This window comes from Streptomyces anulatus (assembly GCF_000721175.1).
GTDB lineage: Bacteria > Actinomycetota > Actinomycetes > Streptomycetales > Streptomycetaceae > Streptomyces > Streptomyces anulatus_C.
Genome location: NZ_JOEZ01000024.1, coordinates 141860 through 168315 on the forward strand (window position 1 = coordinate 141860; position 26456 = coordinate 168315).

The 26456-nt window shown below is 72.4% G+C and carries 17 protein-coding genes; 3 read left to right on the forward strand and 14 right to left on the reverse strand.

Translation table 11 applies throughout. The annotated features are described in order from the left end of the window. Positions 1 to 177 precede the first annotated feature (177 nt). Positions 178 to 3000: a putative bifunctional diguanylate cyclase/phosphodiesterase gene (locus IG90_RS0126645; RefSeq protein WP_030589617.1), complete on the reverse strand. Its 2823-nt coding sequence runs from the start codon at positions 2998 to 3000 to the stop codon at positions 178 to 180. 408 nt (positions 3001 to 3408) lie between these two features. Next, the gene (locus IG90_RS0126650) at positions 3409 to 4356 is read right to left on the reverse strand and encodes a 2-hydroxyacid dehydrogenase (RefSeq protein ID WP_030589620.1); all 948 of its coding nucleotides are present in this window, start codon (positions 4354 to 4356) and stop codon (positions 3409 to 3411) included. A gap of 348 nt (positions 4357 to 4704) precedes the next feature. On the opposite strand from IG90_RS0126650, the gene IG90_RS0126655 reads away from it, so the two are divergent. From IG90_RS0126655 to IG90_RS0126665, 3 genes are all read left to right on the forward strand, one after another. After that, positions 4705 to 5661 carry an aldo/keto reductase gene (locus IG90_RS0126655; protein WP_030589623.1) on the forward strand — a complete coding sequence of 319 codons (957 nt, stop codon included), beginning with the start codon at positions 4705 to 4707 and terminating at the stop codon, positions 5659 to 5661. Between the two features lie 158 nt (positions 5662 to 5819). Continuing rightward, on the forward strand, positions 5820 to 7031 hold the full coding sequence (locus tag IG90_RS0126660) for a PQQ-dependent sugar dehydrogenase (protein ID WP_030589627.1): 1212 nt from the start codon (positions 5820 to 5822) through the stop codon (positions 7029 to 7031). Between the two features lie 39 nt (positions 7032 to 7070). After that, positions 7071 to 7367 (forward strand): DUF6191 domain-containing protein, encoded by a 297-nt coding sequence (locus tag IG90_RS0126665; RefSeq protein ID WP_033894673.1) that lies wholly within the window; start codon positions 7071 to 7073, stop codon positions 7365 to 7367. Positions 7368 to 7385: 18 nt separating this feature from the next. Here the strand turns inward: IG90_RS0126665 and IG90_RS0126670 are convergent, their stop codons facing one another. The 12 genes from IG90_RS0126670 to IG90_RS0126725 all read right to left on the reverse strand — a co-directional run bounded on the left by IG90_RS0126670 (position 7386) and on the right by IG90_RS0126725 (position 26453). Beyond that, positions 7386 to 10526 (reverse strand): helix-turn-helix transcriptional regulator, encoded by a 3141-nt coding sequence (locus IG90_RS0126670; protein ID WP_030589633.1) that lies wholly within the window; start codon positions 10524 to 10526, stop codon positions 7386 to 7388. Between the two features lie 53 nt (positions 10527 to 10579). Then, a complete protein-coding gene (locus IG90_RS44930; protein ID WP_164493910.1) occupies positions 10580 to 10756 on the reverse strand; it encodes a hypothetical protein in 177 nt (58 codons plus the stop codon). A 427-nt stretch (positions 10757 to 11183) separates the two neighbouring features. Further along, a complete protein-coding gene (locus tag IG90_RS0126680; RefSeq protein WP_030589635.1) occupies positions 11184 to 11741 on the reverse strand; it encodes a GNAT family N-acetyltransferase in 558 nt (185 codons plus the stop codon). Next, positions 11719 to 13974 carry an MMPL family transporter gene (locus tag IG90_RS0126685; RefSeq protein WP_030589638.1) on the reverse strand — a complete coding sequence of 752 codons (2256 nt, stop codon included), beginning with the start codon at positions 13972 to 13974 and terminating at the stop codon, positions 11719 to 11721. The genes IG90_RS0126680 and IG90_RS0126685 overlap by 23 nt, the downstream gene beginning before the upstream one ends. A 228-nt stretch (positions 13975 to 14202) precedes the next feature. After that, a complete protein-coding gene (locus IG90_RS0126690; protein WP_030589641.1) occupies positions 14203 to 16305 on the reverse strand; it encodes a phosphocholine-specific phospholipase C in 2103 nt (700 codons plus the stop codon). A gap of 411 nt (positions 16306 to 16716) precedes the next feature. Next, positions 16717 to 18225, reverse strand: a complete 1509-nt coding sequence (gene gatB / locus IG90_RS0126695) for an Asp-tRNA(Asn)/Glu-tRNA(Gln) amidotransferase subunit GatB (protein ID WP_030589644.1) — start codon at positions 18223 to 18225, stop codon at positions 16717 to 16719. A 16-nt stretch (positions 18226 to 18241) separates the two neighbouring features. Beyond that, on the reverse strand, positions 18242 to 18475 hold the full coding sequence (locus IG90_RS0126700) for a hypothetical protein (RefSeq protein ID WP_030589646.1): 234 nt from the start codon (positions 18473 to 18475) through the stop codon (positions 18242 to 18244). 5 nt (positions 18476 to 18480) lie between these two features. Beyond that, positions 18481 to 19983 (reverse strand): Asp-tRNA(Asn)/Glu-tRNA(Gln) amidotransferase subunit GatA, encoded by a 1503-nt coding sequence (gene gatA, locus IG90_RS0126705; protein WP_030589648.1) that lies wholly within the window; start codon positions 19981 to 19983, stop codon positions 18481 to 18483. A 5-nt stretch (positions 19984 to 19988) separates the two neighbouring features. Next, the gene (gatC, locus tag IG90_RS0126710) at positions 19989 to 20285 is read right to left on the reverse strand and encodes an Asp-tRNA(Asn)/Glu-tRNA(Gln) amidotransferase subunit GatC (protein WP_003966094.1); all 297 of its coding nucleotides are present in this window, start codon (positions 20283 to 20285) and stop codon (positions 19989 to 19991) included. Positions 20286 to 20585: 300 nt separating this feature from the next. Next, entirely contained in the window at positions 20586 to 22763 is a 2178-nt protein-coding gene (locus IG90_RS0126715) for a putative bifunctional diguanylate cyclase/phosphodiesterase (RefSeq protein WP_030589652.1), read from the reverse strand. 397 nt (positions 22764 to 23160) lie between these two features. Continuing rightward, positions 23161 to 25392 carry an NAD-dependent DNA ligase LigA gene (gene ligA, locus IG90_RS0126720; RefSeq protein WP_030589654.1) on the reverse strand — a complete coding sequence of 744 codons (2232 nt, stop codon included), beginning with the start codon at positions 25390 to 25392 and terminating at the stop codon, positions 23161 to 23163. A 32-nt stretch (positions 25393 to 25424) separates the two neighbouring features. Beyond that, positions 25425 to 26453, reverse strand: a complete 1029-nt coding sequence (locus IG90_RS0126725) for a methionine synthase (RefSeq protein ID WP_030589656.1) — start codon at positions 26451 to 26453, stop codon at positions 25425 to 25427. Positions 26454 to 26456: the final 3 nt, after the last annotated feature.

Below are 26456 nucleotides of genomic sequence, written 5' to 3' on the forward strand. Positions count from 1 at the left end.
GATTTGAGAGGTGTCAGTGCAACAAAAAACCCCTCGTGCCGTGAGGCAAGCGAGGGGAGCGCGCCGGGTGCGGTCCGCAGAGTGTCGTGGAGTGACTCTGCTTCAGCCGACGCGCTTTCCAAGTACGAGAATTCGGGTGCGCATGGCATTGACCCTCTCTCCGGCACGCATGACGTGTCAAGTGGGTGGGACGGGCGTCTCAGCATGTGATCCGGTGAGCAGCGGGATCGGGCCGCCCGCCATCACCGGCCGGGGGCTCGGAATGCCCGGCACGGGGAACTCCCCGCGCACCAGGGCGCGTCGCAGCCGGTACTCGTCGAGCGGGCCCGAGAAGGCCATCCCCTGGCCGTGGGTGCAGCCCATGGCGCGCAGCGCGAGGACCTGCTCGGGGACGTCGACGCCGTCGGCGACGGACTGGAGGCCGAGATCGCAGGCGATCCGCAGGAGACCGCTGGTGATCTTGTGCAGCCTGGCCGATTCGACCACGCCCTCGACCAGATTCCGGTCGAGCTTCAGTACGTCGATGGGGAGCCGCCGCAGCGCGTTGATCGCCGCGAAGCCGCTGCCGAAGCCGTCGAGCGCGATCCGTACGCCGAGCCGGCGCAGGGCCACGAGGCGCTGCTCCAGGGCGTCGAAGGAGACCCGCGGGTCACTGTCGGCGACCTCGATCATCAGGGCGCCCGAGGGCAGGCCGTGGCGGGTCAGCAGCGCCTCGATGGAGCCGGGGGGCGGGACCGCGTCCAGCAGCCGGGCGGCGGGGAGCCGGACGGAGACGGAGACGTGGTGCCCGGCCCTGGCCCGGTCGGCGGCCTGGGCCACCGCCTCCTCCAGGAGCCAGCGGCCGAGCTCGGCGGTGCGGTCGTCGTCACCCCCGACCCGGAGGAACTCGGCGGGGGTGAACAGGATGCCCTGGGCGGAGCGCCAGCGGGCCTGGGCGGCGACGGCGGCGACGGAGCCGCTGGCGAGGTGGACGACGGGCTGGTGGAGCAGGGCGAACTCCCCGTCGCTCAGGGCGGTGCGCAGCCGGGTGGCCAGCTCGGAGCGGCGCACGACGTCGGCCTGCATCTGCGGGGCGTACAGCTCGACCCGGTCCTTGCCGCCGGCCTTGGCGCGGTACATCGCGAGGTCCGCGTTGCGCATGAGGTCGGTGGGGCTGATGGCGGGCTCGGCGAAGGCGACGCCGATGGAGGCGGCCACCCGGACCTCGCTGGGGCCGATCCGGTACGGCTGGGAGAGGGTGAGGCGCAGCCGGTCCGCGATCTCGTGGACCTGGTACTCCCGGGCGCCCTGGTCGCGGGTGCCGTCGCCCATGATGAGCGCGGCGAACTCGTCGCCGCCGAGCCGGGCGGCGGTGTCGCCGGCCCGGACGGAGTCCTGGAGGCGGCGGGCGGCCTGGACGAGCAGTTCGTCGCCCGCCTGGTGGCCGATGGTGTCGTTGACCGCCTTGAAGCCGTCGAGGTCGATGAAGAGGACGGCGGTACCGGGGTCGCCGGAGCGGCGGCCGCCGAGCGCCTGGCGGACCCGGGCGGTGAACAGGGCCCGGTTGGGCAGGTCGGTGAGCGGGTCGTGCTCGGCGTTGTGCTGCAACTGGGCCTGGAGCCTGACCCGTTCGGTGACGTCCCGGCTGTTGAGGAGGAGGCCGCCCTGGTGGCGGTTGACGGTGGACTCGACGTTGAGCCAGTCGCCCGCGCCCGAGCGGAAACGGCACTCGATGCGGGTGGTGGGCTCCTCGTGCGGCGGGGCGGCGAGGAAGCGCCGCAGCTCGTGCACGACGCCGCCGAGGTCGTCGGGGTGGATGATCGAGGACAGCTCGGAGCCGACGAGGTCCTCCGCCTCGCGCCCGTAGACCCCGGCGGCGGCAGGGCTGACGTAGCGCAGGGTGCCGTTGGGCGCGGCGATCATGATGACGTCGCTGGAGCCCTGCACCAGGGAGCGGAAGTGATTCTCCTTCTGGGCCAGCTCCTGGGTGAGGGAGATGTTGTCGAGGAGCATGATGCCCTGCCGGACGACCAGCGCCAGGACGACGGTGCAGCCGGTGAAGATGACGACCCGGTCCACCCGGCGGCCGTCGACCACGTTGTACAGGATGCCCAGGGTGCAGACGGCGGCGGCGAGGTACGGGGTCAGGGCGGCCAGGGAGCCGGCGATCGGACGGCTGGCGATGGCGCGGGGGGGCCCGGGGCGGCCGGCCGGCCGGGCCGCGCGCCGGGCGCCCCAGGGGGCGTAGGCGAGGAGCAGTGACCCGGCGAACCAGCCGGCGTCGAGGAGCTGGCCCGAGTGATAGGTGGAGCGCAGCAGCGGCGAGGTGAACACCGCGTCGCTCAGCACGGTGAGCGCCAGGGCGGCGATGGCGGTGTTGACTGCGGAGCGGTTCACCCCGGCCCGGCGGAAGTGCAGGGCGAGCACCATCGAGACGAGCACGATGTCGAGCAGCGGGTAGGCCAGCGACAGTGCCGCGGGCGCGACGCTGGCGTCCTGGAAGCCCGCGAGATGCGTGGTGTGCGCGAGGGCGAGGCTCCAGGCGAGCGTGAGCAGCGAGCCGCCGATCAGCCAGGCGTCCAGGGCCAGGCACACCCAGCCGGCGCGGGTGACGGGGCGCTTGGCGAGCACGAGCAGCCCGACGATGGCGGGCGGCGCGAAACAGAGGAAGAAGACGTCGGCGAGGGAGGGGGTGGGCACGGGGACGCCGAGGATCACCTCGTACCAGCCCCAGACGGCGTTTCCGCAGGCCGCCATGAGGGAGGAGAGCGAGAACAGCAGCCAGGCGGGCCGCAGTCGGCCCGCGCCCGCCCGTGCGTAGAGGAAGCAGGAGACCGCGGCGATCAGTGCTGCCGCAGCGAGACCGAAGTCCCCCATGAAGACAGCGACTTGTGGCGAACCCCAGCCGACGGCGGCTCCCACCGAATACGCCGCGCAGACGAAGCCGAGCAGGATCCGGGACCGCATCCCCGCGGAGCCGGAGGCGGACCGCGGGGCGAGCAGGGCCCCCAGCGCGCTCACCGGGGGACTCCCCGCCCCGGGCCCGCCGGGCACGTGCTCCCCGGCGTCCGGCACCCCGCGGGGACCCTCCGGCGCCGCTCGCTCCGGCCCGGGCGCGGCCGCTTCGGCGAGGCCGGTCCGGGGCGGGGATCCGGCCATCTGCGGGTGCCGTGGTCCCTCGGCGCGGGCGGCCGCAACCGTCCGCCCGTCCGCGTCGGATCGTCTTTCCATGGCCAGCGCATCGCCCGTCGCCCCCTCGCGTTCCGGTGCTCCCCCCGCGCCGTCCCTTCCACGGCGCAGCCCCCCGGATCGGACGATACACCAGATCCGTCACTCAGGGCCATAGATTCTCTACGCTCCGTGACGAAAGACGAGGTGAGCGGCACTGCGTGCATCCGGACCACCCCGTAGCGTGGCCGCCACGGCGCGTCAGCCGGTGGTGGTCACGACGTTGTGCACCGGCTCCCCGGCGGCGAACCGGGTGAGCTGCGCGGCCAGCAGCCGCTTCGCGCGCGGTTCGAACGCCGAGGTGCTGCCGCCCACATGAGGCGTGATCAAGACATTCGGAGCATGCCAGAGAGGATGGCCCGCGGGCAGGGGTTCCGGGTCGGTCACATCGAGTGCGGCCCGCAGCCGTCCGGACTCGAGTTCGCAAAGCAGGGCCTTGGTGTCGACGACTCCACCGCGGGCGACGTTGACGAGGAGGGCGCCGTCGGGCATCGCGGCGAGGAAGTCGGCGCCCACCAGCCCCTGCGTGGACGGGTTCAGCGGGGTGGAGAGGATCACGACGTCGGCCTCGGGCAGCAGGGCGGGCAGATCGCCGAGCGTCCGCACGGGGCCGCGTGCGGTGGTTCGTGCGGAGCGCGCGACGCGCGCCACCCGCGCGCACTCGAACGGAACGAGCCGGTCCTCGATGGCCGAGCCGATGGAGCCGTACCCCACGATGAGGACGGACTTGTCGGCGAGCGCGGGGTAGAAACCGGACCGCCACTCCTCCCTGTCCTGGCCGTGGACGAACCCGGGGACACCGCGCAGGGAGGCGAGGATCAGCGCGAGCGTCAGCTCGGCGGTGGACGCCTCGTGCACGCCCTTGGCGTTGCAGAGCCGCACACCGGCGGGCAGCAGGCCGAGGCCCGGCTCCACGTGGTCGATGCCGGCGGAGAGCGTCTGCACCACCTGGACGGCGCCCATCGCGGCGAGCGGGCGCACCGCGACCTCGGGGCCCTTCATGTAGGGCACGACGTAGTAGGCACAGTCGGCCGGGTCTGCGGGGTAGTCCGGTTCGCCGTCCCAGAAGAGGTAGTTGAAGCCCCCGGGGAGCCCGTCGATCTCCTCGGCCGGGAAGGGCAGCCACACGTCGGCAGTCGTCGCAGTCATGGTCAGGAGGCTATGCGACGGGTGTGCGAGCGCTCCAGGACGGCTGCGCGGGGGCCCGGAGAGACCAGAGGTTACTTTTGGGTGCGGTGCGGCCCCGTGACCGCGGGAACGAGGAAGGTCTTGGGCGTGTCTGACAATTCCCGTCGTCGCCCGCAGGGCGGCCGCGCGGCGTCAGGTGCGTGCTCTCGGCGTGCCGGCCCCAGGCCCTCGTACTGGACGTACTCGGGTCCGGGGTCGGTGCGGCGCGAGTGCGTGCATGGCGTCGTGAGGCGGACGGGAATCGTCAGACAGGGCCTAGGGAGGTTCGGGGAGTTGGAGTGCAGGACTATCGGGGCGGCCGGGCTTGCCGTGGGTGCGGTCGGGCTGGGCTGCATGCCGATGAGCTGGGGTTACAGCGCGTCGCAGCAGCTCGGCGACCGTTCGGTGCGGACGGTGCACGCGGCGCTGGACGCGGGCGTCCGGCTGCTCGACACCGCGGACATGTACGGGCCGTTCACCAATGAGCTGCTGGTGGGGCGGGCGCTGAAGGGCCGTCGCCATGAGGCGTTCGTCTCCACCAAGTGCGGGCTGCTGGTGGGCGATCAGCACATCGTCGCCAACGGCCGGCCGGGGTACGTCCGGCGGGCCTGTGACGCCTCGCTGCGGCGGCTCCAGACCGATGTGATCGACCTGTACCAGCTGCACCGGGCCGACCCCGAGGTGCCGGTGGAGGAGACCTGGGGCGCGATGGCGGAGCTGGTCACCGCGGGCAAGGTGCGCTCGCTCGGGCTGTGCGCGGTGGGCGCGCGGGCGCCGCGCCGGTCGGGCGAGGGGCCGCACGAGGGAACGATCCGGCAACTGGAGCGGATCCAGCAGGTCTTCCCGGTCAGCGCCGTCGAGGCGGAGCTGTCGGTGTGGTCGCGCGAGGCGCTGACGGAGCTGCTGCCGTGGTGCGTGGCGCGCGGGGTCGGGCTGCTGGCCGCGATGCCGCTGGGCAGCGGCTATCTGACCGGGACGCTGAAGCCGGGCCAGGGTTTCGAGCCGGAGGACCTGCGGGCCAGGCATCCGCGGTTCACGGCGGAGGTGATGGCCGCGAACCAGCCGGTGGTGGCCGGTCTGCGGCGGGTCGCGGAGCGCCGGGGGGCGACCGTGGCCCAGGTGGCGCTGGCGTGGGTGCTGCGTCAGGGTCCGCACGTGGTGCCGGTGCCGGGGGCCAAGCGGGAGCGGTGGGCGGTGGAGAACGCCGGGGCGGCGCGGGTGGTCCTGGGCGACCGGGACCTGGCGGAGATCGACGCTCTGCCCGCCGCCCGCGAGTCGTGGGACTGAGCAGCGCGGGACCGGCCCTCGCCGCACCGAGCATCGCAGGGGCCGCGGCGGGAGAATGGCCGCATCAAGAACTCCTGGACCGGTCGCCGTGGGGGAACACGGTGTAGGTACAAGGTGTGGGAGCAGGTAGTCGGGCAACCGTCGAAAGGATCGGTTCCGTGCGTGGTGCTCTGTTCGGACCTGTGCAGTCCCCGGCGATGCGCAGGGGGGTGGTGGCCGCGCTGGCGTCGGCCGCCCTGCTGCTGTCGGCGGCGTGTTCCGCCGACGGGGGCGGGGGTTCGTCCGGGCGGCCCACCGGTACCCCGGCCGCCTCGGGGAACTCCGCTCCCCCGGCCTCGCCGAGCCGGCCGGGGGAGCTGCCGCCCGAGAAGGGGTCGGCGAAGGTGGTCTCGACGCTGACCGAGAACCTGAAGTCGCCCTGGGGTCTCGCCGCGCTGCCGGGCGGTGATCTGCTGGTCGCCTCGCGTGACGAGGGCACGGTCCACCGGATCGACGGCGAGAACGGGAAGCAGACGCTGCTGGGCTCGGTGCCCGGGGTGTCCCCGGCGGGCGAGGGCGGGCTGCTGGGGCTCGCCGTCTCCTCCACGTTCGGCGCGGACCAGCTGGTGTACGCCTACTTCACCACCACGTCCGACAACCGGATCGTCCGCATGAGTTACGACGAGAAGCGCCCGGCGGGACAGCAGCTGGGGGCCCCGGACACCATCCTGCGCGGTATCCCCAAGGGCAGCATCCACAACGGCGGCCGGATCGCGTTCGGCCCGGACAAGATGCTGTACGCGGGCACGGGCGAGACCGGGGACACCGGACTGGCCCAGGACAAGGAGTCGCTGGCGGGCAAGATCCTGCGGATGACCCCCGACGGCGAGCCGGTGCACGGCAATCCGGAGGCGGACTCGGTGGTGTATTCGTACGGGCACCGCAACGTTCAGGGGCTCGCCTGGGACGCGGAGAAGCGGCTGTGGGCCGCCGAGTTCGGCCAGAACACCTGGGACGAGCTGAATCTGATCGAGCCCGGCGGGAACTACGGCTGGCCCGAGGCCGAGGGCAAGGAGGGCGAGGGCGGGTTCATCGACCCGGTGGCGCAGTGGAAGACGTCGGAAGCCTCCCCCAGCGGGATCGCTTACGCGGAGGGCTCGATCTGGATGGCCGGGCTGCGGGGCGAGCGGCTGTGGCGGATTCCGCTGTCCGGCGAGAAGGCGGAGGAACCTTTGGCGGACCCCCAGTCGTTCCTGGATGAGAAGCACGGCCGCCTGCGCACTGTGGTGAGTGCGGGGAGCGACCGCCTGTGGCTGGTCACCAGCAACACGGACGGACGGGGCACGCAGAAGCCCGGGGACGACAGGATCCTCCAGGTGGAAGTGCGGTGACCGGCCCGCCCGAGCGGCATGTCGGAGGGAGCACGGCTGGTGTTCAATTTCTTCGAGGAGCTCTTCGCCCCGGGACGCAAGCACACTTCGGACGAGCGGAAGCGGCTGGAGCTGAGCCGGGTGGATCTCGGGATCGGTGATCCGAACCGGGGGCCGATAGATCTGACCTCCGGGAAGGTGACCGTCCGCGCCCCGGCCCCGGACGACGGTCCGGAGCCCCGGAACGGGCGCAAGCGGCCGGTCGCGCCCGAGCAGGACGCCGTGCTCGACCGGCCCCGGCCCGGGAAACCGGTGAGCGGGCCGGAGCGCCGCGCGGACGAGGGGCCCGAGCCGTAGGGCCCCGGGAAGAGGGCCTCACACGGCCGGGTAGAGCCTCAGGCGGTGGGCGAGGGCGGCCGCCTCGCCCCGGCTGGAGACACCGAGCTTGGCCAGGATGTTGGAGACGTGCACGCTGGCGGTCTTCGGCGAGATGAACAGCTCCTCGGCGATCCTGCGGTTGGTGTGCCCGGCCGCCACCAGCCGGTGCACGTCCTGCTCGCGCGGGGTCAGCCCGAAGGACGCCACGGCGGCGATGGCGGGGTCCTGTTCGTCGGCCGACGGATGGTCGGGGCTCCCTCCGGCGGGTACGGCGGCCGGGTGGATCCCGGAGCCGGGGCCGGGTCCCGCTCCGGGGCCGCCCAGGGTGATGCGGGCCCGGGCCGCCAGCTGTTCGACCGCCTCGGCGAGCGGGCGTGCGCCGAGCCGGCGGGCGGCCTCCAGGGCGCGGTGCAGCAGGGCTGTGGCGGCGGACCGGTCGCCGGGGGCGATGAGCAGGGATTCGGCCCAGCGGCGGTGGACCTGGGCCAGTTGGTACGGGCGACGCAGCGGGCCGAAGGCCTCGGCGGCGCGTGCCCAGTGTTCGGGGGTGTCCGTACCCTCCGCCCGGGCCAGCTCCGCCTCGATGAAGACGCCGTAGGCGACCCATACGGGGACGAGCATCGGGAGGTTCTTCACGCACCGGCGGATCAGGGCCAGCAGCTCCGCACGGTCCGGTTCGGCGGCGGGCAGTCCGCGGGCGTCGGCCTCGATCATGGCGGCGGTACGGAGCAGCGGCAGGGCGTAGCGCTGGGTGCCGGGCGGGAAGCCGGGCCGGGCCAGCTCCTCGAACGCGGCCCGCGCCTCGGCGAGCCTGCCCTGTGAGGCGGCCAGCACCATGCCGTGCCGGACGGGGTCGATCAGGTGCTGGTGCTGCCGATCGCGCTGCCCGTAGTGCTTGCGGACCAGGGCGAGCAGCTCCTCCCCCTCGGCGAGGTCCCCGCGGGCGACGGCCAGTTCGGTACGGCGGAGGGCGGCGAGGCCTTTCGACTTGGGCCCCAGCGCCAGGCGGGCGGAGGACGCGGCGGCGGCCTCGCTCTGGGCCCAGTGCCCGAGGGAGAACAGGGACTGGGCCTGGTTGGCGTACACCCACGCCCCGGAGTCGGCCAGGCCGTGGCTGTGGCAGATCTCGATGCCGTGGTCGGCGGCGGCGACGGCCTCCAGCGAGCGGCCCATCGCTTCGAGCGAGGAGGGCAGGTTGACGCTGACCCGGCCGAGGAGGTTCATCAGGTTCAGCTGCTCGGCGCGGTCCCGGACGGCGTACATCTCGGCGATGCCGTCCTCGACGCCGCCCGCGTCCGCGGTCAGCCAGCCCCGGGTGAGGCGGGCGTGCAGCTCGATGTACTCGTCGCCGACGAGCCGGGCGTACTCCACGGCGCGGTCGCTGTCCTCGAGAGCCTGCGGGCCCGGCTGGTGCAGCGCCCGCCAACTGGCCACATTGGTCAGGACGTCGGCCTGCACGGGGGACGGCGGCAGCCCGCGCACCAGTTCCTGCGCGGCGGCCAGCTCCTCCCAGCCGTCCCCCTTGTCGAGCCCCTGCACCAGCCGGCTGCGCTGCACCAGGAACCAGGCCTCGCGCAGCGGGTCGGCCTCGGCGGCCAGGACCCGCATGGCCTTCTTGGAGATGGCCAGGGCACGTTTGCGGTCGCCGCCGAAGTGGGCGGCGACGGTGGCCTCGGCCATCACGTCCAGGTAGCGCAGCGGCGCGTTCTCCGGGTCGCAGCCGGAGGCCGGGTAGACCTCCGCGTAGTCGAAGGGGCGCAGAGTGGCGCGTACCGCGTCGGGAACGTCGTCCCACAGCTCCATCGCCCTTTCCAGCAGCCTCAGTTGCTCGGAGTAGGCGTAGCGGCGGCGGGCCTCGACGGCGGCCCGGAGCACGGCGGGAAGGGCCTTGGCGGCGTCGTGGGCGGCGTACCAGTAGCTGGCGAGGCGGGTGGCGCGTTCGTCGTCGCGGACGAGGGAGGGGGCGGCCTCCAGGGCTTCGGCGTACCGGCGGTTGACGCGGGTGCGTTCACCGGGCAGCAGGTCGTCGCTGACGGCCTCGCGGACCAGGGAGTGCCGGAAGCGGTAGCCGTCGTTGTCGGGCGCGGGTTGCAGCAGGTTGGCGCCGACGGCCGCGCGCAGGGCCTCGTCGAGGTCGTCCTCGCCGAGCCCGGCGACGGCGGCCAGCAGTTCGTGTTCGACGAAGGAGCCGCCCTCGGCTACCAGTCGGGCGATCCGCTGGGCGTGCTCGGGGAGCGCCTCCACGCGGACGAGCAGGAGGTCGCGGAGCGATTCGGTCAGCCCGGAGCTGTCGCCGCAGCACTCCAGGGAGCGGGCCAGCTCCTCGACGAAGAAGGCGTTGCCGTCGGAGCGGTCGAAGATCTCGTCGACGAGTGCGGGCTCGGGGGTCTCCGCGAGGATGCCGGCGAGCTGGTGGCCGACCTCGTCGTGGCTGAACCGGTCGAGTTCGACGCGGGTGACGGTGCGCAGCCGGTCCAGCTCGGCGAGGAGCGGGCGCAGGGGGTGGCGGCGGTGGATGTCGTCGGCGCGGTAGGTGCCGACGACCATGAGGCGGCCGCTGTCGAGGGTGCGGAAGAGGTAGGCGAGCAGGTGCCGGGTGGAGGCGTCCGCCCAGTGCAGGTCCTCCAGGACGAGGACGACCGCCCGGTCGGCGGATATCCGCTCCAGCAGCCGGGCGGTGAGCTCGAAGAGGCGGGCGATGCTGTGCTCGTCGATCGCGTCCCGGTGCGCCTCGCCCAGTTCGGGCAAAAGCCGGGCCAGCTCGCCCTCCTGGCCGGCGACGGCGGCGGCCATCTCCTCGGGCAGGGCCCGGCGCAGGGCGCGCAGGGCGGTCGGGAAGGGGGCGAACGGCAGTCCGTCGGCCCCGATCTCGACGCAGGACCCGACGGCGACGACGGCGTCGCGCCGTCCGGCCGCCGTGACGAACTGCTCGACGAGACGGGTCTTGCCGACGCCCGCCTCGCCGCCGATCAGCAGCGCCTGCGGGTCGCCGGACGCGGCACGCGCGAGCGCCTCGGTGAGCGAGGCGAGCTCCTCGGCACGCCCGACGAACACGGGGCTCACTGACCTGGTCTCCACGCTGCCGAGCATCGCATACGCGTACGAGGCGGCGGGGCCCTTTCCGCGGACGGTGATCATGCTCCGGGCGCGGTCGGGTCCCGGCTCGGTGGTCGTCCCGGGCCGGGACACCGTCAGGCGGCCGGGGCGAAGCGGGAGCGCTTGTCCTCCATCACCTTCCCTTCGGGGTCCCCGCGTCCGGTGCGGCGGACGGCCCGGCGGGCGAGGCGGGCCCGGCCGATCTCGCGCTCGGCGTCGGCCTGGCGGATCAACTCGGCGGAGGTGGCGCGGTAGAGCTCGTACTCGTACATGGAGTGCCCCTGGTTCCTGGTCGTGGCAGCGGACGGGGGGCTGCCCGGCCGGTCGGCCGGGGCCCGGTGTCCGCCGTGTGTCCACTGTCGTCGGCCAGGAGGGGGCACCGCATCGGGCGAGTTCCGCATCTTCCCGGTGCCGGGCGCCTTAGAGACGGGCCAGGGACGCGCCTACCCCCTGTCCGAGGGGTGGGCAGGCGCCTTAGATGTATTGACCCGCAGGGTTGTCAACTCTGCTGATGGGTGGCTGGCCGCCGAGTGCGGTGTGGCAGCGGCGGTGCCCTCTGCGGGGTCGGTCGTCCCGGCGGTCGGGGTGGTCGTGGAAGGGGTCGTCGTCCTGGGGGGCGTGGTGTTCATGGGCCGCACGCCAGAGGGCCCGGATGAGAGCCTTCTGAGCGACGGGGCCACGACGAGGCGACGCCGGGGCTCAGCGCCCGCCGCGGGCCCGCCATTCCGGGGCGAGGACGGACCAGACCTCCGAGTCGTGACGTACGCCCCGGTAGAGGTAGTTCTGCCGGATCACGCCGTCCCGGGTCATCCCGAGCCGCTTCGCCACCGCGATCGATCGGGTGTTCGCGGCGGAGGCGTCCCACTCCACGCGGTGCATGCCGCGCTCGTACACCGCCCAGTCGATGAGGCGCTCGGCGGCGCGGGTGATCAGGCCGCGGCCCTGGGCGGCGGGCTCCAGCCAGACGCCGATCTCGCAGTTGCCGGATGCCGCGTCGAAGATCCGGAAGAGGACGCCGCCGACGAGGGTGCCGTCCAGCCAGATGCCGTACAGCCGCCCGGTGTCCGCCGCCTGCTTCTCCGCGTACCGCCTGAGCAGGGCGCGCGCCGAGTCCAGGTCGGTGGCGAAGGAGGCGAACGGGATCCAGGGGTCGACCCCCTCCCGGGCCCGGTCCATGTGGTCGAGGAACTCCTCGGCCTGCCAGACCTCCAGCGGCCGTAGCTCCGCCTTGTCGTCACCCAGGGATATGGCGAACATCGTGCTCCTTCGCGGCGGGCCGGACCATCACCGGCCCGGCGCCCTCTTCCGAATCGCGTGCCACCGGGATCTTCGCATGGAGCGGTACGCAGTCGGGCGGCTCGATGCTGATCCGGGGCAGCCGCCGCTCCAGCCAGCCCGGCAGCCACCAGTTCGCCCCGCCGAGCATGTGCATCAGGGCGGGCACCAGCAGGGTGCGCAGGACGAAGGCGTCCAGGGCGACGGCGGTGGCCAACGCGATGCCGAACATGGCGATGACCCGGTCGCCGCTGAGCACGAAGGCGAGGAAGACGGAGATCATGATCACGGCGGCGGAGTTTATGACCCGGCCGGTCTCGGCGAGGCCGACCCGGACGGAGCGCCGGTTGTCGCCGGTCTCCAGCCACTCCTCGTACATCCGGCCGACCAGGAAGACCTGGTAGTCCATGGAGAGGCCGAAGAGCACCGAGACCATGATCACGGGGAGGAAGGGTTCGATGGGCCCTGCACTGCCGAGGCCGAGCAGTTCGCTGCCCCAGCCCCACTGGAAGACGGCCACGACGACGCCGAAGGAGGAGGCGACTGCGGCCACGTTCATCACGGCGGCCTTGAGCGGTATGCCGATGGACCGGAAGGCCAGGAGCAGCAGCAGGCCGCCGAGCCCGATGACGGCCCCGACGAAGAGCGGCAGCTTGCCGACGATGATCTCGGCGAAGTCGTCGTAGCTCGCCGTCACCCCGCCGACATGGGCCTCCAGCGAGGTCTTGTCCTGGACCGGCGGCAGCACCTCGCCCCGGATCCGGTCGACCAGTTCGCTGGTGTCCTGCGACTGCGGGGACGAGTCGGGTACGACGGTGAGGAAGGCGGTGTCACCGGCGCTGTTGTAGGTGACCGGGCTGACCGAGGCGACGCCGTCGGTGGTGCGCAGCTTCCCGGGCAGGGAGTCCAGCGCCAGCCGGTCGTCGGCGCCGTCGAGCTGGGCGGCGACGGTGAGGGGGCCGTTGACGCCGGGCCCGAAGCCGTCGGCGAGCAGGTCGTAGGCCTGCCGGGTGGTGGCGCCGGCCGGGTTGTTGCCCTGGTCGGAGGTGCCGAGGTGGAGGCCGAGGGCGGGCAGGGCGAGCACCAGCATGACGACGGCCGCGATCCCGCCCAGCAACTTGGGGTGCCGCTCCACGAAGGCCGACCAGCGGGCGGCGAGGCCGGTGGGCAGCTCGGGCCTCGGCCCGTGTTCGGCGAGCTGCCTGCGTTCGCGGCGGCTGAGAGCCCGCATCCCGATGAGGGAGAGCAGGGCCGGCAGCAGGGTGACCGAGGCCATGACGGTGAGGACGACGGTGAGCGAGGCGGCGATGGCGACGCCGTTGAGGAAGCCGAGCCGCAGGATCAGCATGCCGAGCAGGGCGATGCAGACGGTCGCCCCGGCGAAGACGACCGCGCGGCCGGTGGTGGTGACCGCGTTCTGCGCCGCTTCGTCGACGGACATGCCGCGCCGCAGTCCTCTGCGGTGCCGGGTGACGATGAACAGGGCGTAGTCGATGCCGACGCCGAGCCCGATGAGCATGCCCAGCATCGGGGCGAAGTCCGCGACGGTCATGACATGGCCGAGCAGCACGATGCCCGCGTAGGCGGTGCCCACGGAGACCAGGGCGGTGGCGATGGGCAGCAGGCTGGCGGCGAGCGAGCCGAAGGCGAGGAAGAGCACGACGGCCGCGACGACGACGCCGATGCCCTCGGCGAGATGGGCGGAGGGCGCTTCGGTGAGGGCGACGGCGGTGCCGCCCAGCTCGACCTGGAGCCCGTCGGCCTCGGCGGCCTTCGCGGTGTCGACGAGGGCCTGGGCCTGGGAGGCGGGGATCTCGTCGGCGGCGCGGTCGAAGGTGACCGTGGCGTAGGCGGTGTGGCCGTCCTCGCTGATCTGGCCGGGACCGGCCGTTCCGTAGGGGCCGGTGACCCCACCGACGCCCGGCAGGCTCTCGATTCGGTGGAGCGTCCGGGTCATGGTCTGCTCGACGTCGGCGGCCGTGACCGTGGAGCCGGTGGTGTGCCAGACGACGGTGTCGGTGTCGCCGCCGAGGTCGGTGAAGCCACGCGAGAGGAGCTCGGTGGCCCGGCCGGATTCCGTGCCGGGGACCTCGTAGTCGTTGGAGTACGCCGAACCCGCGAAGCCCGCCGCGGCGGCGGTCCCGCCGAGCGCGGCGAGCCAGATGAGGACGGCGACGAGGCGGTGCCTGATGCACCAGCGGGCGATGGCAGCCAACGTATGAGCTCCCTGCGGGTTCGTGGACCTTTACTCGCAGATAGCGTGATCTGCCCGCAAACGTCTCATGACCTGAGATCGCCACTCTGCCAGCAGAACGTGATCCTTTGTCCGTTTCGTGGCCATGCTCACAGGGCTTGATCTGTTCCCTACAGGGGACGGTTCAAGCCCTGTGACCATCGGATGCGACCATCGGATACGGCCGTCGGACACGACCGTCGGGCCCGGTCAGCCGGAGACGCTGGCGCGGCCGTTCTCGATGTGGCCCATGAGCCGCCGCCGGAAGCCGTCCTCCCCCTCGGCCGTGACGACGAGGTCGTACCAGCCGTGGGCGTCGGCCGCCGAGTGCACGAGCGACCGGCTGCGGCCGGGCTTGACCGTGACGCGGCGGGTCCAGTCCCGCACGTCGTCCTCGTCGACGTAGCCGAGCGGCCGCACCAGGAAGGTCAGGGGCCGGTGGCCGGTGTTGCGCAGGGTGAGGTGCAGGTCGCGGTCGCGGTGGTCGATGCGGGTGGCGACCTCCGCTCCCCCGTCGGCCGGTCCGGCGAACTCGCGCCGGAAGCCGTTCGGCCCGGTGACCGTGAAGCGGTACGCGTCGCCGCTCAGCGGGACGGTCCAGTGCGCGCTGCCCCGGACGTCCTTGTGCTGCGGGGCCGGGAACTCGCCGGCGTACGGGTACAGCGCGAAGTGCGCGGAGGACCGGCCGCTGTTGGCGAGGTCCACCCGCAGGGCGTCACCCGAGCGCCGCGCCCGGGCGTCCGGCTGGTACGGCAGCGGGCGCGCCGGGCGTGCGCCGGGCTCCTGCTCGGGGAGCTGCTGCACGGCGGGCGGCTTCGGCTGCCAGCGGCCGCTGAGCGGCGGGATCGCCCCGGGCTGCTCGACGGCGGGCTGCCGCCGGGCCCGGGTGAAGTCGAAGGCGGAGGTGAGGTCGCCGGTGACGCGGCGCCGCCAGTCGCTGATGTTGGGTTCCTTCACGCCGGTCCAGCGCTCCAGGAAGCGGATCACGGAGGTGTGGTCGAAGACCTCGGAGCAGACGTAGCCGCCGACCGTCCACGGCGAGACGACCAGCAGCGGCACCCGGATCCCGAGGCCGGTGGGCCGGCCCTCCCACTGCTCGTCGGTCACCTCGGGGGGCGCGACGGGCGGCGGGACGTGGTCGAAGAAGCCGTCGTTCTCGTCGTAGTTGATCAGCACGGCGGTGTGCCGCCACACGTCCGGGTTCCTGCCGAGGGCGTCGAGGACCTTGTAGACGATGGTCGCGCTGTGCACCGGCGAGGACACGCTCGGGTGCTCGGAGTCGATCGCCGAGGGCACCAGGTAGGAGACCGCGGGGAGCGTCCCGGCCGACACGTCCTTGGCGAACTCCTCGGCCAGGGTCCCGGTCGGAACCCGGCGCAGCCCCCGCTCGAACAGGCTGCGCTCCTGCTCGGTGAGGGTGGCGACGCCCTCCTCCAGCAGCCCGAGGAGCCGCTCGCGCTCGGCCTCGGACCCGCCGCGGACCTTCGCGTAGAAGGCTTCCATGTAGGTGTGGCCGCCGGTCCTGGCGAGGGCTTTGCGGGCGATCGCCTTGAAGGTGGCGTAGAACTCGATCTGGTTGTCGGTGAAGTTCTCCCACTCGGTGTACGTGCGCCAGCTGCGCCCGGCCTTCTCCAGCCGCTCGGCGTAGGTGGACCAGTCGTAGCCGGGGTGGGTCCCCTCGCTGTAGGCGTCGTTGCCGACGGCCCGCTTCCCGTTCGGCTCGAAGCCGGTCTTCCCGCTCCACAGGTGGTTGCGGTTGGGGCTGGTGGAGGTGTGGATCGAGGAGTGGTAGGCGTCGCAGACGGTGAAGGTGTCGGCCAGCTCGTAGTGGAGCGGGATGTCCCGGCGGTCGTAGTACGCCATGGTGGCCGCGGTCTTCGCGCTGATCCAGCCGTTCATCCAGCCGCCGCCCCAGGCCTTCGCGCCACCGTTCCAGGAGTGGTCGAGGGCACCGATGTACTGGAGGTCCTTCTTCTGCTCCTCGGCCGCCCCGCGCACCGGGAAGGGCAGCACGGCGGAGCCGGCCGCGCCGGGCTGCTCGAAGACCGTCCCGCCGGTGGGCAGCTCGATGGCGTTACGGTCGCCGAAGCCGCGTACGCCGCGCAGGGTGCCGAAGTAGTGGTCGAAGGAACGGTTCTCCTGCATGAGGATCACCACATGCTTGATCGCTCCGAGCCCGCCGGACCCCGCGTGGGCGGGCTGCGCGGCGATGGCGGCCTGGAGCGAGGGCGGCAGGAACGACCCGGCAGCGGCGGCGCCGAGTGCGCCGCCGCCCAGCGCGAAGAGCCGTCGCCGTGACATGTCCGTGGTCAAAAGAGCCTCCTGGTTCCGGTGGGTACAGCCCGGAAGCTAGTCAGCCCAGGTGGCATCGGGAAGGACTGCGTACGGACCGGTGGTGAACGTCCAACAGGCCGGACCGGAAGTCCAACTCCGCGTACCTGCTCGCCCACACCCCGCCTGCCGGCTCCCTCACACCCCGATGAGGTGCAGCGATGCCCGGAGCGCGAGCGTGGAGTCGAGGAGCGTCGCGGGTACGGCCGCGAGGCCGGGCCGGGTGAAGTGACCCGGCTCGGGGGCGTGCCCGTGGGCGTGCGTGCCAGGGCGTGGCCGCCCGATCGAAGGCCACCCGACAGGCTCTCAGGCAGCGGTGGTGCACGGCTGAAGGGGCGGTGCGCCCGTGGGGAACACGGGTGCACCGCCCCTTCAGGGCGTGATCGGCCGGGATCAGCCCTCGACGCCGAGCTTCTCCAGGATCAGCTCGCGCACGCGTGCCGCGTCCGCCTGGCCGCGGGTGGCCTTCATGACCGCGCCGACGAGCGCGCCCGCCGCCGCGACCTTGCCGCCGCGGATCTTGTCCGCGATGGCCGCGTTGCCCGCGATGGCCTCGTCCACGGCCGTGGACAGCGCGCCCTCGTCCGAGACGACCTTCAGGCCGCGCTTCTCGACGACGGTGTCCGGGTCGCCCTCGCCCGCGAGGACACCCTCGATGACCTGGCGGGCCAGCTTGTCGTTGAGGTCGCCCGCGGCGACGAGCGCGGCCACCCGGGCGACCTGCGCCGGGGTGATCGGCAGCTCGTCCAGGCCGCGGCCGGTCTCGTTGGCGTTACGGGCCAGCTCGCCCATCCACCACTTGCGGGCCTGGTCGGAGGGGGCGCCCTCCTCGGTGGTGGCGACGATCAGGTCGACCGCGCCCGCGTTGAGGATGGACTGCATGTCGTGCTCGGTGACGCCCCACTCCTCCTTGAGCCGCGCCCGGCGCAGCCGGGGAAGCTCGGGGAGGCCCTTGCGGAGCTCCTCGACCCACTCGCGGGCCGGCGCCACGGGCACCAGGTCCGGCTCGGGGAAGTAGCGGTAGTCCTCGGCGTTGTCCTTGATGCGGCCGGCCGTGGTGGAGCCGTCCTCCTCGTGGAAGTGCCGGGTCTCCTGCACGATCGTGCCGCCCGAGGACAGCACCGCGGCGTGCCGCTGGATCTCGAAGCGCGCGGCCCGCTCGACGGAGCGCAGCGAGTTCACGTTCTTCGTCTCGGAGCGGGTACCGAACTCCTCGCGGCCGTGCGGGCGCAGCGACAGGTTCACGTCGCAGCGCATCTGGCCCATCTCCATGCGGGCCTCGGAGACCCCGAGAGCCTTGATCAGCTCGCGGAGCTCGGCGACGTACGCCTTGGCGACCTCGGGGGCGCGGGCGCCCGCTCCCTCGATCGGCTTGGTGACGATCTCGATGAGCGGGATGCCGGCCCGGTTGTAGTCGAGCAGAGAGTGCGACGCGCCGTGGATACGGCCGGTGGCGCCGCCGACGTGCGTCGACTTGCCGGTGTCCTCCTCCATGTGGGCGCGCTCGATCTGCACCCGGAAGATCTCGCCGTCCTCCAGCTGGACGTCCAGATAGCCGTTGAAGGCGATCGGCTCGTCGTACTGGGAGGTCTGGAAGTTCTTCGGCATGTCCGGATAGAAGTAGTTCTTCCGGGCGAATCGGCACCATTCGGCGATCTCGCAGTTGAGCGCGAGGCCGATCTTGATGGCCGACTCCACGCCGATCTCGTTGACGACCGGCAGCGCGCCGGGCAGTCCGAGACAGACCGGGCAGGTCTGGGAGTTGGCGTCCTGCTTCAGCTCCGTGGAGCAGCCGCAGAACATCTTGGTCTTGGTGCCGAGTTCGACATGGACTTCGAGGCCCATGACGGGGTCGTAGGACGCGAGCGCGTCCTCGTACGACACCAGGTCGGTGACAGTCACGGTGAAACTTTCCCTCTCAGCCCAGCAGAACGTCGTCGTCGCCGAGACGCTTCAGTTCGCGATAGAGGATCGCGAGTCCGGTGACGATGGCGGCCGCGGAGACCGCAGCGTCGACGAGCCGCAGCACGTCGTTGTCCTCGCGCGCGAGCCTCGCCTGCTTGGCGACGGTGATCGCGCCGAACGCGGTACTGCCGAGCGAGATGTACAGCCCGGTCTTGGACTTCTTGAAGTTACTGGCCTTCTTTGCCATGGCACTCACAGCGACGGAGCCTCCTCAAGCAGCGGGTGCCCCCACTTTTCCACGAAGGCGGCCTCGACGGCCGCTCCGACCTTGTAGAGCCGGTCGTCCTTCATGGCGGGGGCGATGATCTGCAGTCCGACCGGCAGACCGTCCTCCGGGGCCAGGCCGCAGGGCAGCGACATGGCGGAGTTGCCGGCCAGGTTGGTGGGGATGGTGCACAGGTCCGCGAGGTACATCGCCATCGGGTCGTCGGCGCGCTCGCCGATCGGGAAGGCGGTGGTCGGCGTCGTCGGGGAGACGATCACGTCGACCTGCTCGAAGGCCTTCGCGAAGTCCTGGGTGATGAGGGTGCGGACCTTCTGGGCCGAGCCGTAGTACGCGTCGTAGTAGCCGGAGCTGAGCGCGTACGTCCCCAGGATGATGCGGCGCTTGACCTCGTCGCCGAAGCCGGCCTCGCGGGTGAGCGCGGTGACGTCCTCGGCCGACTTCGTGCCGTCGTCGCCGACCCGCAGGCCGTAGCGCATGGCGTCGAAGCGGGCCAGGTTGGAGGAGCACTCGGAGGGCGCGATCAGGTAGTACGCGGAGAGCGCCAGGTCGAAGGACGGGCAGTCCAGCTCGACGACGGTGGCGCCCAGCGACTTCAGCAGCTCGACCGACTCGTCGAAGCGCTGGAGGACACCGGCCTGGTAGCCCTCGCCGCGGAACTGCTTGACGACGCCGACGCGCATGCCCTGTACGGAGCCGTTGCGCGCGGCCTCGACGACCGGCGGAACCGGGGCGTCGATGGACGTCGAGTCCAGCGGGTCGTGCCCGGCGATGGCCTCGTGCAGCAGCGCCGCGTCCAGGACCGTACGGGCGCAGGGCCCACCCTGGTCGAGGGAGGACGAGAAGGCGACCATGCCGTAGCGGGAGACGCCGCCGTAGGTGGGCTTGACGCCGACGGTGCCGGTGACGGCGGCGGGCTGGCGGATCGAGCCGCCGGTGTCCGTACCGATGGCGAGCGGGGCCTCGTAGGAGGCGAGGGCGGCGGAGGAGCCGCCACCGGAGCCGCCGGGGATACGGGTGAGGTCCCACGGGTTGCCGGTGGGGCCGTAGGCGCTGTTCTCGGTGGAGGACCCCATGGCGAACTCGTCCATGTTGGTCTTGCCGAGGATGACGACGTCGGCGGCGCGCAGCTTCTGCGTGAGCGTCGCGTCGTACGGCGGGACCCAGCCCTCAAGGATCTTGGAACCGACGGTGGTCGGCATGTCCTTGGTGGTGAAGATGTCCTTCAGCGCGAGCGGGACGCCGGCCAGCGGGCCGAGCTTCTCGCCCGCCTCCCGCTTCGCGTCCACGGCACGGGCCTGGGCGAGCGCGCCCTCGCGGTCGATGTGCAGGAAGGCGTGGACCTTCTCGTCGACCGCGTCGATCCGGGCCAGGTGGGCCTCGGTGACCTCGACGGCGGTCAGCTCGCCGGAGGCGATCTTTCCGGCGATCTCGGCCGCGGTGAGCTTGATGATGGCGCTGATGTCCGTCATGGCGGTTAGTCCTCCCCCAGGATCTGCGGCACCTTGAAACGCTGCTGCTCCTGGGCCGGGGCGCCGGAGAGCGCCTGCGCGGGGGTGAGCGACGGACGGACCTCGTCCGCGCGCATGACGTTGGTCAGCGGCAGCGGGTGGGAGGTCGGCGGTACGTCTTGGTCGGCGACCTCGGAGACGCGGGCGACCGCGCCGATGATGTCGTCGAGCTGACCGGCGAAGTGATCGAGCTCTTCGCCCTTCAGCTCCAGACGCGCCAGCCGGGCGAGGTGGGCGACCTCCTCGCGCGTGATGCCAGGCATGCAGCGATCCTCAGGGGTTGGTGTGTGGTTGCGGCTGGGGTCCGGTGGCACATTTCCACCGTCCGTCCGAAGGACGGGCCGCGCGGCGTACGGTGCGTGCGATCGCAAGGCGCCGGAGCGCCCTCGTGGCGGAGCCACGTGGGCGTTTCGGCAACGCGGCGAGCGTGCGTGCCAGGCGTCGCGCGGCAGGTGGAAATGTGCCACCGGCCCCCAATCCTATGGGGTCACTTGGGGACGGGTGCCCCACCCCGATCGGCCTACGCCTTTCCGGCGGCGCGGGCCTGCCCGAACGAGTGGCCTTCAGGGGCTCTCGGTCTCCGCCGTGCCGTTCACCGCGCCGTTCACCGCGCCGTTCAGCGATGCGTTCATCGAGCCGGTCGCCGACCCGGTCGCCGCCGCCGCGGCCGCGGCCTGGGCCTTCAGCTCCGCGGGCCGCCGCCAGCCGTGCTCGCCGCGCGCCCGCAGCCAGGCCGTCGTCTCCTGGGGCGGCATCGCGGCCGCCACCAGCCAGCCCTGCACCGCGTCGCACCTGAGGTCCCGCAACCGCTCCCACGTCTCGTCGTCCTCGACGCCCTCGGCGACGACGACCAGGCCCAGCGAGTGGGCCAGGTCGATGGTGCAGCGGACGATCTCCGCGTCCTCGTGGTCGACCGCCAGCCGGGCCACGAAGGACCGGTCGATCTTCAACTCGCTGACCGGGAGCCTGCGCAGGTGGACCAGGGAGGAGTAGCCGGTGCCGAAGTCGTCGAGGGACATCTTCACCCCGTGCGCGGTGAGCCCGGCCAGGGTGTCGGCGGCGCGCTGCGGATCCTCCAGCAGCACATGCTCGGTGATCTCCAGTTGGAGCGCTCCCGGGGGCACACCGTGTCGGGCGAGCCGGGCGGCGATGCCCCCCGCGAAGCCGGGGGTGTGGACGTCGCGCGGGGAGACGTTGACCGCGACGGGCACGAACAGGCCCTGGGCCCTCCAGCGGGCGACCTGGGCGAGCGCCGTCTCCAGTACGTACTCCGTGAGGTGCGGCATCAGGCCGGAGGACTCGGCGATGGCGATGAACTCGTCCGGGGGAACCCGGCCGCGCTCCGGGTGCACCCAGCGCACCAGCGCCTCCAGGCCGGCGACCTGCCCGTCGAAGCGGACCTTGGGCTGGTAGTGCAGCTCGACCTCGCTCGCGTCGAGCGCCCGGCGCAGGTCGCCGAGGAGCCCGAGCCGGTCGGGGGTGTTGCTGTCGCGCTTGGACTCGTAGACCTCCACGCCCGTGCGGTCCCGCTTGGCCTGGTACATCGCGACGTCCGCCCGGCGCAGCAGGCCCTCGGCGTCCAGGGCGTGGTCGGGGTAGACCGCGACCCCGGCGCTGGCCTCCAGGACGAGGGTCAGCCCGTCGAGGTCGAGCGGCGAGGACAGCTCGGCGACCAGATGGCGGGCGACCTGCTGGGCGCTGGTGGTCGAGTCGGTGTGCGGCAGCAGGACGGCGAACTCGTCGCCACCGAGCCGTGCGGCCTCCGCGCCGCGCGGCAGGGCGAGCCGCAGTCGCTCCGCTATCTGCAGCAGCAGCCGGTCGCCGGCCAGGTGGCCGAGCGTGTCGTTGACCGCGCGGAAGCGGTCCAGGTCGATCAGGACCAGCGCGGAGCGGGTGCCGATGCTCTCCGCGTCCTCCAGCGCCGACCAGGTCCGCTCCAGCAGCCACTGCCGGTTGGGCAGCCCGGTCAGCGGGTCGCGCAGCTGCTCCTCGGCGCGGGCCCGGGCGATCCAGAGCGTTGAGTCCAGGGCGATCAGCGGCACCGCGAAGAGCGGCAGCAGGATGGGCATGGACATCGCGACGGCGCAGATCAGCGGGGCGAGCCCGAGCAGCGCGACGGCGACGAGCCCCTGCCGCAGCATCGCGGTGCGGGCGATGGTGGGCAGCCCGCCGTTGTACGGGGCCTGGGCGTACCACAGCAGGACCCGGGTGACGAGCAGATACGTGGACGCCGTCAGGAGCAGTTCCGGGACGGCCGCGATACCCCAGTCGAGTGGCTGCCAGGGCTCCTCGACGGTGGGCACCTCGCCGAAGGCGGCCAGGACGAGGGCCGCCGCGCCGATGCCCAGCATGTCCACGCCGCCGTGCAGCAGCCCCTGCCACCAGCGGTGCCGGCGGGCGGTCCCGACGAGCACCACGACGGCGAGGCTGACCAGCACGGCCGGCAGCCAGCCGTACAGCAGCAGCACGGCGAGGGTGAGGGCCGCCCCGGAGCCGGTGCCGCCCCACCACCGGTCGCGGCCGAGCGCTACCAGATGGCCGACGATGATCCCGGTGAGCACGGCGAGGGACCACCCCACCGCCCCGTCCGGGAAGAGCGCGTGTCCCTGCGTCACGGTCCGGTAGGACCCGACCGCCAGCAGTAACGCGGCGATCCCCACGACGACGGCGCCCACGGGGGGCGTGAGCCCGCCGAAACCTTGCAGCCGCGACACCGGGGCGGCACTCTCGGTCGGTTTCATTCCGTCCCTCTCACAGCCGGCGGTGCCGATGGCCCTCGGTGGCGCTCGCTCCCGTGGCGCCACGGCCCGGTCGAGCAGCCGTGCACGGAAGGCGCACCCCTCAACAGTAGGCCGCGAAAGGCTTCCAGGGGCAGCGCTCTACAGCTCTTGCCCGAATGCGAACCGACCACCCGTCACCATCTGCTATTGGCCCGAACGGGTGGTGCGGCAGGGCCATTCGGGGTCCGGCCGGCCCTTCTTCACTCCTCTGCCCCGTTTCCTTCCCTGCTCGGGCCGCGCCACGCCGGGGCAGCGTCTCGAAGGCGTCTCGATCCGGCGAACTGTGGGCGAACGGCGGCCAGGTGGGCGGTCACTCCGCGTCTACCGAACGGCGGCCAGGTGGGCGGTCACTCCGCGTCTACTCCTCGCTGTCCTCCCGATCGGCCGTCGGCGCGGCTTCCGGGACGGGCAGAGCCGCCTCCTTGGCACGGTCGGGCCCCTGTTCGAGCAGGATCGCGAATCCGTCCTCGTCCAGCACGGGCACCTTCAGCTGCATCGCCTTGTCGTACTTGGAGCCGGGGTTGTCGCCGACGACCACGAAGGCGGTCTTCTTCGACACCGATCCGGCGACCTTCGCGCCGAGGGTCTGGAGCGCCTCCTTCGCACCGTCGCGGGTGTGGCCCGCGAGGGTGCCGGTGACGACGACGGTGAGTCCTTCGAGGGGGCGGGGACCCTGGTCCTCGCCGGATCCCTCGTCCGCCATCCGCACCCCGGCCTCGCGCCACTTGCGCACGATCTCGCGGTGCCAGTCCTCGGCGAACCACTGCTTGACCGAGGCCGCGATGGTCGGCCCGACGCCGTCGGCGGCGGCCAGCTCCTCCTCGCTCGCCTCGTCGATCCGGTCGATGGAGCGGAACTGGCGGGCCAGCTCCTGGGCGGCGACCGGCCCGACGTGCCGGATGGAGAGCCCGGTGAGGACCCGGGCGAGGGGCGCTTCCTTGGCGGCGGCGATGCCCTCCAGCATGGCGACGGCGTTCTTCTTCGGCTCGCCCTGCTGGTTGGCGAAGACCGTCGCGATCTTCTCCTCGCCGGTCTTCGGGTCGCGCTTGGGCAGCCCGCTGTCCTGGTCCAGGACGTACGCCCGGATCGGCAGCAGCTGGTCGATGGTGAGGTCGAACAGGTCGCTCTCGTCCCGCAGGACGGGCACGGCGGGCTCCAGCGGCCGGGTCAGGGCGGCGGCGGCCACATAGCCGAAGTGGTCGATGTCCAGGCTCTTGCGTCCGGCGAGGTAGAAGACTCGCTCGCGCAACTGGGCCGGGCAGGTGCGGGCGTTGGGGCAGCGGAGGTCGATGTCGCCCTCCTTCATCGGCCGCAGCTCCGTCCCGCACTCGGGGCAGTGGGACGGCATCTCGAAGGCCTTCTCGGTGCCGTCGCGCAGATCGACGACAGGACCGAGGATCTCGGGGATGACCTCGCCCGCCTTGCGGATGACCACGGTGTCGCCGATGAGCACGCCCTTGGCCTTCACCACGTTCTGGTTGTGCAGGGTGGCGAACTCGACCTCGGAACCGGCCACTTCGACCGGCTCGACCTGGGCGTACGGGGTGACGCGGCCGGTGCGGCCGACGCCGACGCGGATGTTGACCAGCTTGGTGTTGACCTCTTCGGGGGCGTACTTCCAGGCGATGGCCCAGCGCGGGGCACGCGAGGTGGAGCCCAGGCGCCCCTGGAGCGGGATCTCGTCGAGCTTGACGACGACGCCGTCGATCTCGTGCTCCACGGAGTGCCGGTTCTCGCCGTAGTACGCGATGAACTCCCGCACGCCGGAAAGGGAGTCGACGACCTTGTTGTGCCGGGCGGTGGGCAGGCCCCAGGCCTGGAGGAGGTCGTAGGCCCCGGAGAGGCGGTCGATACTGAGGCCCTCGTGGGCGCCGATGCCGTGCACCACCATGTGCAGGGGGCGGGTGGCGGTGACCTTGGGGTCCTTCTGGCGCAGTGATCCGGCCGCGGCGTTGCGGGGGTTGGCGAAGGGCTTGTCGTCGGCGGCGACCAGCCGGGCGTTGAGCTCCTCGAAGTCCTCCATGGGGAAGAAGACCTCGCCGCGGATCTCGACGAGCGCGGGGACGTCCTCGCCCTTGAGGCGGTGCGGGATCTCGGCGATCGTACGGACGTTGGGGGTGATGTCCTCGCCGGTGCGGCCGTCCCCGCGGGTCGCCGCCCGGGTCAGGCGGCCGTGCTCGTAGGTGAGGCTGACGGCGAGGCCGTCGACCTTGAGCTCGCACAGGAAGTGGTGGTCGGGGGTGCCGACGTCCTTGGCGACCCGGTCCGCCCAGGCGGCCAACTCCTCGTCGTCGAAGGCGTTGTCCAGGGAGAGCATGCGCTCGCGGTGCTCGACGGAGGTGAACTCCGTGCGGTAGGGCCCGGCGACCTTCTGGGTCGGGGAGTCCGGGGTGCGCAGTGCCGGGTGCTCCTGCTCCAGCGCCTCAAGGGAGCGCAGCTGCCGGTCGAACTCGGCGTCGCTGACGACCGGCTGATCCTTCACGTAGTAGCGGAAGCGGTGCTCCTCGATCTGCTCGGCCAGCAGCGCGTGCTTCTCCCGCACGTCCGCCGGAACCGAACTCTCCTGCTCGACCCGCTGTTCGCCCGCCATCGTTCCGTCCTCCCGTTGGCCCGTCATTCCCGTCACTCAGGGTTGTCCGCGAGCGACCGCGCCGCCCTGGCGCTGTGGGCGAGCGCGATGCGGGCGTACGCGGGTGACGCACCCGCGAGACCGCACGACGGAGTGATCGCGACGGACTCGGCGAGAGTCCCCGGATTCAGCCCCAGCCTGCTCCACAGCGTCCTGACTCCCATGACGCTACCGCCCGGGTCTGACAATCCCTCCGAGGCGGCGTCGGCGGAGGGCACCACGCCGAGGAAGAGGTGGGTGCCGCCCTCGACGGCTTCCCCGATCGTCTCCTCCTCACGCTCGGTGAGCAGCGAGAAGTCGAACGAGATTCCGTCGGCCCCGGCCCGGCGCAGCAGCGCGAACGGCACTTCGGGGGCGCAGGAGTGGACGAGCGTCGTGCCGTCCTCGCCCGCCGCTGCGAGGACGTCGCGCAGGGTCGCCTCGACGACCTGGCGGTCGACGGCGCGGTAGGTGCGGTAGCCGCTGGCGGAGCGGACCCGGCCCAGCAGGACGGCGGTCAGGGAGGGTTCGTCCAGCTGGAGGACGACCCGCGCCCCGGGCATCCGGCGGCGGACCTCCGCGAGATGGGCGCGGACTCCCTCGGCCAGGGATCCGGCCAGGTCGCGGCAGGCGCCGGGGTCGGCCAGCATGGCTTCGCCGCCGCGCAGTTCCAGGCCGGCGGCGAGCGTCCAGGGCCCGACGGCCTGGACCTTGAGCAGACCCTCGTACCCCTGGGTGAACTCCTCCAGGGCGTCCAGGTCCTCCCCCAGCCAGGAGCGGGCACGCCGGGTGTCGCGGCCGGGCCGGTCGCTGATCCGCCAGCCGCTCGGCTCGACATGTCCGTACATCTCGACGAGCATGCCGATGGTCCGGCCGATCATGTCGGCGCCCGGCCCGCGCGCGGGCAGTTCCGCCAGGTGCGGCATGCCCTGGCCGTCGGCGAAGGAGCCGGTGACGGTCTTCGCCGCCTCCCTCGCGTCTCCCCCGGGCATCGACCCGATGCCGGTCGCCGGACACCCGCTGAACTTGCTCTTCTCGCTCACGCG